This is a genomic window from Rhodococcus sp. NPDC059179 (assembly GCF_042754885.1).
GTDB lineage: Bacteria > Actinomycetota > Actinomycetes > Mycobacteriales > Mycobacteriaceae > Rhodococcus_G.
This window is the reverse complement of the sequence record NZ_JBHZBV010000021.1, coordinates 18,616-28,532: the sequence shown is the minus strand read 5'-3', so window position 1 is coordinate 28,532 and position 9,917 is coordinate 18,616. Positions and strand designations below refer to the sequence as shown.

At 67.5% G+C, this 9,917-nt stretch carries 7 protein-coding genes; 2 read left to right on the top strand and 5 right to left on the bottom strand.

From position 1 onward, the window contains the following. The coding region (locus tag ACFXMV_RS23000) for a hypothetical protein (RefSeq protein ID WP_378501030.1) at positions 1 to 214 on the bottom strand (214 nt) is incomplete at its 3' end. Between the two features lie 514 nt (positions 215 to 728). On the opposite strand from ACFXMV_RS23000, the gene ACFXMV_RS22995 reads away from it, so the two are divergent. Then, entirely contained in the window at positions 729 to 1,178 is a 450-nt protein-coding gene (locus tag ACFXMV_RS22995) for an SRPBCC domain-containing protein (RefSeq protein WP_378501031.1), read from the top strand. A 58-nt stretch (positions 1,179 to 1,236) separates the two neighbouring features. On the opposite strand, the gene murJ is transcribed toward ACFXMV_RS22995, so the two are convergent. Further along, positions 1,237 to 2,850 (bottom strand): murein biosynthesis integral membrane protein MurJ, encoded by a 1,614-nt coding sequence (murJ, locus tag ACFXMV_RS22990; RefSeq protein WP_378501032.1) that lies wholly within the window; start codon positions 2,848 to 2,850, stop codon positions 1,237 to 1,239. A 569-nt stretch (positions 2,851 to 3,419) separates the two neighbouring features. On the opposite strand from murJ, the gene ACFXMV_RS22985 reads away from it, so the two are divergent. Beyond that, the gene (locus tag ACFXMV_RS22985; RefSeq protein ID WP_378501033.1) at positions 3,420 to 4,406 is read left to right on the top strand and encodes an alpha/beta fold hydrolase; all 987 of its coding nucleotides are present in this window, start codon (positions 3,420 to 3,422) and stop codon (positions 4,404 to 4,406) included. 103 nt (positions 4,407 to 4,509) lie between these two features. On the opposite strand, the gene ACFXMV_RS22980 is transcribed toward ACFXMV_RS22985, so the two are convergent. The 3 genes from ACFXMV_RS22980 to glgX all read right to left on the bottom strand — a co-directional run bounded on the left by ACFXMV_RS22980 (position 4,510) and on the right by glgX (position 9,840). Continuing rightward, a complete protein-coding gene (locus tag ACFXMV_RS22980; RefSeq protein WP_378502967.1) occupies positions 4,510 to 5,319 on the bottom strand; it encodes a mycofactocin-coupled SDR family oxidoreductase in 810 nt (269 codons plus the stop codon). A 103-nt stretch (positions 5,320 to 5,422) separates the two neighbouring features. Beyond that, positions 5,423 to 7,738 (bottom strand): malto-oligosyltrehalose synthase, encoded by a 2,316-nt coding sequence (gene treY, locus ACFXMV_RS22975; RefSeq protein ID WP_378502966.1) that lies wholly within the window; start codon positions 7,736 to 7,738, stop codon positions 5,423 to 5,425. Continuing rightward, positions 7,735 to 9,840 carry a glycogen debranching protein GlgX gene (gene glgX / locus ACFXMV_RS22970; protein ID WP_378498574.1) on the bottom strand — a complete coding sequence of 702 codons (2,106 nt, stop codon included), beginning with the start codon at positions 9,838 to 9,840 and terminating at the stop codon, positions 7,735 to 7,737. Before glgX ends, treY begins: the two co-directional genes overlap by 4 nt. Between the last annotated feature and the right edge of the window lie 77 nt (positions 9,841 to 9,917).

Here is a 9,917-nt window from a genome sequence, read left to right as displayed (position 1 = left end):
TGATGTCGCCCGACCCCAACCGCACATCACGCTCGATCCACGACTCCCAGAACCGACCCGCCGCCAACACCTTCCGCGCCGCGAAACGATTCTCGACCACACACGACAACCCGACATCCTCCAACGCAGCGACATCATCGAGCAGCGAGAAGGCCCCCGCCTCGGCGCCCGGCCTCACCTCGCCGACCCTGACCTCACCACGCGATTCGAACATGCATTCGACTCTACTCTCGGCGTTCGGCGCAAACAATGGGCAGGAATTGGCGAGGTTCGCCGCCGAGAGCGTGCGTGGCGGCGCTGGTGAACGTTGTTCTTGGCTGACGCTCGCGGCGGTAGGCGCTGTTCTCGCACTGTCAGGTGGCGGTCTCTGGGGAAGGGCATGATCCGAAGCCACGGATCGTGTGAAGGCCCCCGAGACGTCGTTCCGCGTCAGCGCGTGCAGTCGCCGTCCTGTACATCTGCACCATGGCGGCTGTCGTTGGGTGCAGGCTGCACAGCGCTCACGCTTGGCTTGCAACTGATGAGCCACGACTGGTGGAGCCTGAGAAGGCCGCGGCCCGCAATGGTGGAATGCGGACGAACTTCCGACTCCGATGGTCGCGCGAGAGTTCGTGCTCGACGCTCTGTGCGCCTGCCAAAACCCATCGTTGGGTTCTAGCGGGTCTCGATGCACGGCGATCCGTCGTGGCATGCTTCGGACAAGGTTGGACTTGATGAAAGGGCGGCCGATGATTGCTGACGCAGAGTTGAATCCCGCTGCTGTCGAGATCGGCAGTTTCTTCCCGCAGTCGCCAGACGCCGTTTGGCGTGCACTGACAGAGCCGGATCTGCTCGAGCGGTGGATGACTCGATCCATCGGGTTCGTTGCGTCAGTCGGAACGCAGTTCGTTCTCGAGGTACCCACTCAGCCGACCGGTGAGATTGCCTGCGAAGTCCTGGTGGCTCGGCCAGGTGAGCAGTTGAAATTCAGCTGGGCCGATCTGCGAGCTGAGGATCCCGCGCGGTGGGTTGTCGACTGGATGCTCCATCCGCAGGGCTGCGGCACGCGATTTCTGTTGACGCAAACAGGCTTTGACATCGATGACCGTCGACAGAAGATGGCCCGTAATGCCTTGGAGCGGGGCTGGAAGGTTGCCTTGTTGCGACTCCGCGACGTGCTTGACGGCGTCGAATCGTGAGGTTCAAGGGTTGAGAAGGCATTCCGACACGTCCTCGGCCGGCAGTCATGCTGACGTATCAGCGCCGCAAGATGGCACGGGCATGACGGATTTCCGGTATCCCGATGGCCTTCGCGGCAATGGCGAAGATGATCAGCGCTGTGAGCGTGCCGGCAAACAGGGAGGCAGCAGCACCGCTTCGGGGATCTGGAATGTACGACTCGGTGATCCGGACGACAGCGAAGCAGGCAGTTCCCGCGATCACCGCGGCTGTCCCGACCCCCATTGCGGTGTCGCGCACGTGGTGGAATCCGAGCAAGCCGTAGCGACGGCGTAGCAGGTAGTGGCCCAGGGTCGCCCCGGCGAGGTAGGAGACGGACCCGGCGACGCACAGCGCGAGCACCACTCCGCGATCGGGCAGGGTCGCCGAGGCTACGAGGACCACCACGATCTTCGTAGCGACCATCGCGACGTTGATCAATGCAGGGGTGCGCAGATCGTTGCCGGCATAGAAGACGCGCAGCTGCAGCATGACGATCGCCAACGGGACCAGCCCGAACGCGGACACGGCCAGCGCGGTGCCGATCAACCGAGCGTCGGCGACCTCGACGCGACCGACGAAGATGACGGTGGACAGGGCGGGCCCGAGAAGTGTCATCGCGACCGTGACCGGGACCAGCGCCACCACCGAGTATCGGGCTCCGCGACCGAGATCGGACAGTATCGCGGCACGATCACCGTCAGCGGCGGCACGGGAGATCCGCGGCATCAGCACGGTCAGCAGCGACACCCCGAGAATGCCGTAGGGGACTTGGAACAGCAGATCTGCATAGGTGTAGGTGGAGACACCGCCGTGACTGAACGCCACCTTGAGCACGACCGCGACGCCGATCTGGCTGGTCACGACATACGCCATCACCCAACCGAGCAGCGGAAGTCCCCTGCGGACGGGCCGCCACGTGTAGGGGAGAAGCCGAACGCCCCGCCAACGCCACCGAAAGCCGGTGCGCCGCAGGGCCATCACCACCCAACCTGCCTGCACCGCGATCCCCAACCCGGTTCCGGCCCCGAGGGTCGCGACCTGCGCCGCCGTCATCGACGTCGGGGTGAGGGTCAGTGGACCGGGTAGCAGGACGAATGCCCCGACCGTCACGAGCACGATGATGTTGTTGACCACCGGAGCCCACGCTCCGGGCCCGAAGATGCCCCGCACGTTCAACACCGCGGTCAGCAAGGCCGTCAATCCGTAGAAGAAGATCTCCGGCAGCAGGAGGTAAGCGAAGAATGTGGCCAGAACCCGCTGCGCGGAGTCGTCGACGAACAAGGCGGTGAGAAGCGGAGTGCACAACACGGCCACAACGGTGATCGCGGCCATCGCAACGGTGGCGGCCGAAAGCAATCGCTGGGTGAACTCGAGTTCCCCGGCCACGCCACGCGCTCGAGCCCGCGTGAGCAGTGGTATCACGATGCTGGTGAGGATCCCGCCGAGCAGCAGTGCGTAGACCATGTTGGGGAAGCTGTTCGCTCCGTTGTACGCATCGGCGACCGCAGCTGTGCCCAGGACCGCGGCGAGCGCTGCCGTCCGCACGAATCCGGTGATTCGACTGACAGCAGTGGCGAGGGCGACGGCACCGCCGGCCTGAGCAGTGCCATGCTCTCGATCGGCGACGGACCGCTTTCGGTGCTTGCCCATCAAGCCAGGCTGCCACACCGCTCGCGGATCCCGGCGAAAGCGTGAGTGGTGGCGATCCCTACATGCGATGGTGGACTCGCGCAGAGGGTTTAGGTGACCGGAGGGGAGCAAACGGTGCACGTACGTCGTGCAGTGGTGGGTTTGGCAGTCGCAGGTCTTGCTCTTGCCGTGGTGGGCTGCGGTAGCGGAGGCAATGAAGATGTCTCGGGAACAGGCATCACAGTGGCGGCGGAATCCAAACCCATTCCCGATCGGGTGGTCGTACACCGACCGGCCTTCATTGACACCGATATCTCCCCACATGATGTACCTGTGTGGCCAGGGCCGGACCCTTCCGAGTTCCTCGAGCCCAGTCCACCGTCAGGTCTGAGCGGTGAGATCACCGGCGCACAAGCTGGGGTCGTGTACGTGGCGGCTCTCGACAATCAAGACGCAGTGTGGAACGTAGGAGGCACGGTGCAGTGGCTGGTCGTCGATCCTCTTCCGTGAAAGGTCCTCCGCCAGAGCGGTACGCACCGCGCGCCTTACCCTTGGGTGCGCCTCCGAAGTCGCGGCGCAGGCTATTTCGTGTGGTGCGATGGATCTTCGCCGGGTTGGTCTCGGTAGTCGTTGTTGCCGTTGGAATTTCAGCGGCGGTCCATTGGTGGCAGACGCCGCGCGACAAGCAGGCCATCGAGCAGTTGATCGGCCCCGGACATCGGTATGTCGACGTCGACGGGCACCGGATGAGCGTCGCGGTCCAGGGTTCGGGACCGCAGACCGTCGTCCTGATGCCGGGTCTGGGCACGCCGGAGCCGATCCTCGGCTTCGCCCCGCTGGCCCGGCGCCTGGCGGAACAGAACACGGTCGTCACCGTCGAGCCTTTCGGGCTGGGTCTCAGCGACGGCACCGACGTCCCCCGTACCAGCGAGGCGATCGTCGACGAGACCCGGTCTGCGCTCCGGGAACTGGGGCGCAGCGGCCCCTACGTCCTGATGCCCCATTCGATTTCGGGTCTGTATGCGATGTGGTGGGCCACCCACCACCCGGACGAGGTCGCCGCAGTGGTGGGCCTGGACGACGAGCGCTACACCTCCGACGGCGCCACGGACTCGCCGGACTGGCCGAGGTGGATGTCCGGCGTCAACGCGGTCGGCGGCACCCGAGACCTGATCGCCCTGGACAAGAGCACCGATTACCTTGGCCTGGTGGCCGACTACCGGGAGAGCCTCGGCGACACAGCCGAGTACAGCTCGGACCAGCAGGACCTGTACCTGCGTGCGTACTCGTGGGTGCTGAACCCGACCGTGCTGGACGAGATGGCCCGCGGGGCGGAGAACGTGCGAGCGGCCGAGGGCGCCGTGTTCCCGTCGACGCTGCCTGCCCTGTCGATCCTCGCCGCCTCCACCCTCGAGGTGGAACCGGAATGGGAACCCGCGCACCGCGCCGCGATCAGCAACCCGGCGATCCAACAGGTCTCGATCATGGACGGCCACCACTACCTGTTCCACGCCAACGCCGCGGCGATTGCCGAGATGACACAGCAATTCCTCGACGAGCATGTCCAGACTCGATGACGATGGGTGAGATCAAGTTTCGAGCAGCGCCGGACTTCCCACGCCGACGACGAACCGCCGGTCGGGTGATCCCGGCCGGCGGTTCGTCGATGTACTGACGGGGTCAGCGCGCGGCGTTGCCCAGATCGATCGGCATGTTGATGCCGGTGATGTGATGGGCCTCGTCCGAGCAGAGGAAGGCGACCACGTTGGCGACATCCTCCGGCTCGCTGAATCCATAGGGGAGCGAGGCCATGAAGGCGGGAGCGAGGGTGTCGGAGAAGCGCTCGAGCAGCGGGAGCATGTCGGACATGATCATGCCGCTGTTGACGCCATACGGGTGCACGCTGTTGACGCGGATCTTGTGCATGCCGAGCTCGTTGGCCATGGTCCGGGTCAGGCCGGCGATACCGGCCTTGCTGGCGACGTAGTGGCCGACGAAGGGTGCACCCTTGAGCGCCGAGACCGAACTGGTGACGACGATGGCGCCGCCCTCGCCCTGTTCGATCAGCTTCGGGATGGCAGCCTTGCAGGTGAAGAACACGCCGGTCAGGTTGACGTCGATGGTCTCCTGCCACTGCTCCGGGGTGATCTCCCAGGACAGGGCCGACGAACAGATTCCGGCGTTGGCGACGACATAGTCCAGTCGGCCGAAGGCCTCGACGCCGGCATCGAGAGCGGCGGTCACCGCGGCGAAATCGCGGACGTCGGCCTTGGTGGCGACGATCTTGCGGCCTTGCTCCTCGACCAGGCGGACGGTCTCGGCGAGATCCTCCTCGGTCGCGCCCGCGTAGGGCGTCGAGGCGAAGTCGATGCACGCGTCGAGGGCGATGATGTCCGCGCCCCCCTCCGCGAACTTGACCGCCTCGGCCCTGCCCTGACCGCGCGCCGCGCCGGTGATGAATGCGACCTTGCCTTCGAACCGATCCGCCATTGCTGTAAGCCTTCCGGGTGCATCGTGAACGTGTTGCAGTTCACAGTAGGCGATGTTTCGTCATCGAGTGCCGAATGGTCTCGGTCAGCGGAATGCGCGCAGCTCAGTCGCGGACGAGCAGCGCTACCGGTAGCCGGTCAAACAACGCCGCTACCTGCACTTCGCCGGTGAGCACCTGCCCGGTGAGCCGGTCGATCCACGTGCCGGGCGGCAGCGAGACCGAGGTGTCGCGCCAGCCGCGCTCGGCCAGGCCGAGGCTGTGCCGGGTGGCGACCGCGACCACGTCCTCGCCGCGCGCGAACCCGAGCAGGTGTGCGGCCGCCGGACCGTCGGCGGTGATCGCGGCATAGGAGCCGCCGACGAAGCTCGACGGCCGCTCCCGTCGCAGGCGCAGGGCGGCGCGGGTCACCAGCAGCTTCGCGACCGCGTCGACGGCCGACACCGGCCGCAGGTCGGCCGCCAGCCGTCGCCGCACGCCGAAGTCCACCGGGCGCCGGTTGTCCGGGTCCACCAGTGAGTCCTCCCACAGTTCGGTGCCCTGGTACACGTCCGGGATGCCCGGACCGGCCAACTGCAGCAGCTTCTGTCCGAGGGAGTCGATCCGGCCGTGCGGCGCGAGGATTCGGACGAGGTCCGACATCGACGCCGAGACCGGACCGTCGATCACCTCGTCGATCCAGGCGTGGACCCGTGACTCGAAGGCCGCGTCGACGCGCTCCCAGGACGTCCAGACTCCGGATTCCCGCACTGCCTTCTCCGCGTACGCGTGCAGTCGTGCGCGCACCGTGGCGTCCGGTCCGCCGATGACAGGCCACACCCCGAACATCGTCTGCCACAGGAACAGTCCGGTCGCGGGGTCCGGGCTCGGGGCGAGTGCCTCCCACGCGAGCACCGAGGAGGACCACAGCCCCGCGGCCTGTGACAGCACGCCGATCCGGGCCCGCACGTCCTCGCCCCGTTTGGTGTCATGGGTGGACAGGGTGGTCATCGCCGCCGGCCAGTGCCGCGCCCGCCCGGTTTGCGCGAGGTGGAACTGCGCAACCGATTCGCCGAAGGTCCCCGGATCGCCGCCCACCTCCTGCAACGAAATCAGCCGTGCGGTCCGGTAGAAGAGGCGGTCCTCGACGGCCTTGGCCATCGCGGCGCCGCACACCTGCTGCAGCCTCGCCGCCGCCTCGCCGTTCGAACTCACCGCCTCGGACAGCGCCGACAGCGCGTCGCGCAGCTCCGGATGCTCTTCGGACACAACGCCGATCGCCTCGCCGAGCGCGGCGGACGTCGGGCCGTAGTCGGTGCGGTAGTAGGGGACCAGCGCGAGGGTCTCCACCACTGCCGAGGTCAGGGTTTCGGTGTCGAGGTCGGCTGAGCAATCGCGGCGAATCGCGCCGACCACGCGGCGGACCTCCGGGGCCAGGCCGCCACGCAGCACCTCGCGCTTGAGCGAATCCTCGGACCTGCGCAGCGACTGCGAATCGCCTCGGTCGCCGGTGCGCAGTCGATGCAGGTCCGTCAGCTCCTGTTCGCCCGTGGGGTCGAGGAACACCCCGGTCAGCTCGCCGAGGGCGTCGTATCCCGTGGTGCCATCCACCGGGAGCGCGGGGTCGAGCGGTTCGCCCGGAGCCAGGATCTTCTCGATCACCAGCCATCGGTCCGGCCCGAGCAGCTCGCGCAGTCGGCGTAGGTAGCCGGCCGGGTCCGCGAGCCCGTCGGGGTGATCGACCCGCACCCCGTCGACGAGTCCGTCCGTCACCCAGGATCGGACCTCACGGTGGGTCGCCTCGAATACCGCCGGATCTTCCTGGCGCAGCGCGGCGAGTTCGCCCACGGTGAAGAACCGCCGGTAGCCGACGCGGCCGCTGCGCCAGTCCACCAGCTCGTATGCCTGCCGCGAGTGCACCGCCTCCGCGTCGCCGCTGTCGGTTCCGGGTGCGATCGGGTACCGGTGTTCGTGGTACGCGAGCATCGGCTCGGGTCCGGTGCGGTCGACGGTGAGAGGCTCGTCGTCGCCGAGCGCGGGCACCGCGAATCGTCCCTGCGCCCAGTCGATGTCGAAGTACGACGCGTACTCGGAGTCGCGGCCGTGCCGGAGCACGTCCCACCACCAGTGGTTCTGCCTCGGGTCGGCGACCCCGACGTGATTGGGCACCAGGTCGACGATCAGGCCCATCCCGCGGCCGCGCAGCTCGGCCGCCAACGCCGCCAAGGACTTCCGGCCGCCCAGTGCGGGGGACACCGTCGTCGGGTCGGTGACGTCGTATCCGTGGGTCGATCCCGCGGTCGCGGTCAGCACGGGGGACAGGTACAGGTGGGAGACACCGAGATCGTCCAGGTAGTCCGCCAGCCGCCTGGCGTCGTCGAGGGTGAACGCATCCCCGCGCAGCTGCAGCCGGTAGGTGCCGGTGATCGCGGGCTCGGTCACGGAACCGAACGCAGCACGACGACCGACCGCGCCGCCACCTTCGTGGTCCCGCCGCCGCCGACCACCGCGTCGACCAGGCCGGTGTCGGCGGCGGTGTCCAGCGCGACCGCCCAGTGCGCGCCGCTGCCGTCATCGGGGACGGTGAACTCGAGCGCCTGGTCATGGGCGTTGAAACACAACAGGAACGAGTCGTCGACCACCCGCCTGCCGCGCTGGTCGGGCTCCTGGATGCCCTCGCCGTCGAGGAACACCGCCAACGACCTGCCGAACCCGCTGCCCCAGTCCGCCGGCGTCATCTCCTCGCCCGCCGGGGTCAGCCAGGCGATGTCGCGGGCCTGCTCGCCGGACCGGATCGGACCGCCTTCGAGGAACCGCCTGCGCCGGAACACCGGATGCGCTGCCCGCAGCGCGATCACGTTGCGGGTGAACTCGACCAGCTCCGCGTTCGTCTCGGCGAGCGACCAGTCCATCCAGGCGAGCGGCGAATCCTGGCAGTACACATTGTTGTTCCCGTGCTGGGTCCGGCCCATCTCGTCGCCGTGCGCGAGCATCGGGGTGCCCTGGCTCAGTAGCAGGGTGGCCAGCAGGTTGCGCTGCTGACGGGACCGCAGCGCCAGGATCTCGTGGTCGTCGGTCTGGCCCTCCACCCCGCAGTTCCAGGACCGGTTGTGGCTCTCGCCGTCCTTGTTGTCCTCGCCGTTCGCCCGGTTGTGTTTGTCGTTGTAGGACACCAGGTCCGCGAGGGTGAAGCCGTCGTGCGCGGTGACGAAGTTGATGCTGGCGCTCGGCCTGCGCCCGGTCGCCTCGTACAGATCCGACGAGCCGGTCAGGCGGGACGCGAACTCTCCGAGGGTCGACGGTTCGCCGCGCCAGTAGTCACGGACGGTGTCGCGGTATTTGCCGTTCCACTCCGTCCACAGGCCAGGGAAGTTGCCCACCTGGTAGCCGCCCTCGCCGACGTCCCAGGGTTCGGCGATCAGCTTGACCTGGCTGACGATCGGGTCCTGCTGCACCAGGTCGAAGAACGCCGACAGCCGGTCCACATCGTGGAGTTCGCGCGCCAGGGTCGACGCCAGATCGAAGCGGAATCCGTCCACATGCATCTCGGTCACCCAGTACCGCAACGAATCCATGATCAGTTGCAGCGTGTGCGGGTGCCGGGCGTTGAGGCTGTTCCCGGTGCCCGTGTAGTCCATGTAGTGCGCCAGGTCGCCCTCGACCAGACGGTAGTACGCGGCGTTGTCGATGCCCCTGAAGTTGATCGTCGGGCCCAGGTGGTTGCCCTCGGCGGTGTGGTTGTAGACCACGTCGAGGATCACCTCGATGCCCGCCTCGTGGTAGGCCCGCACCATCGCCTTGAACTCGGTGACCGCACCGCCCGCCTTGGTGGTGGCGGCGTAATCGGCGTGCGGGGCCAGGAATCCGAAGGTGTTGTAGCCCCAGTAGTTCCGCAGCCCGAGGTCGAGCAGGGTCTGGTCGTGCATGAACTGGTGCACGGGCATCAACTCGATCGCGGTGACCCCGAGGCCCTGCAGGTGGTCGATGATGGCGGGGTGCGCCAGGCCGGCGTAGGTGCCCCGAAGCTCCTCCGGCACAGCGGGATGGGTGGCCGTCATCCCCTTGACGTGCGCCTCGTAGATCAGCGTGTCGTGGTACGGACGCCTGGGCGCGCGTTCGGACGCCCAGTCGAAGAAGGGGTTGATCACCACCGTGGTCATGGTGTGTCCCAATGTGTCCGCGCCGAATGTGTGCAGCGCGGGGCCGGCGCCGAATGAGCCGTCGAACGCCTTGCCGTAGGGATCGAGCAGCAGCTTGGCCGGGTCGCAGCGGTGACCCGATTCCGGGTCGTGCGGGCCGTGCACGCGGAAGCCGTAACGCTGACCCGGCGCGATCGTCGGCAGGTAGGCGTGCCAGACGAAGCCGTCGACCTCCTCGAGCGGCACCCGGGTCTCGGCGCCGTCCTTGGCGATCAGGCACAACTCGACCGCGTCGGCCACCTCGGAGAACAGCGAGAAGTTGGTGCCCGCGCCGTCGTACGTCGCGCCGAGCGGGTAGGCGCTACCCGGCCACACCGCGATCACCGGGCCCTCCGTCTGTGCCATGGCTCCGACCCTAGCCCGCGCCGGGCGAGCCCTCCTGTCGACCTCGGCCGCCAGGAGTGGGAGATCGCGAGCGCGCG

Coding starts and splice junctions, on each gene's coding strand:
- ACFXMV_RS22980 (WP_378502967.1), bottom strand. CDS start 5,319: ATGGCGGATCGGTTCGAAGGCAAGGTCGCATTCATCACCGGCGCGGCG.
- murJ (WP_378501032.1), bottom strand. CDS start 2,850: ATGGGCAAGCACCGAAAGCGGTCCGTCGCCGATCGAGAGCATGGCACT.
- glgX (WP_378498574.1), bottom strand. CDS start 9,840: ATGGCACAGACGGAGGGCCCGGTGATCGCGGTGTGGCCGGGTAGCGCC.
- ACFXMV_RS22995 (WP_378501031.1), top strand. CDS start 729: ATGATTGCTGACGCAGAGTTGAATCCCGCTGCTGTCGAGATCGGCAGT.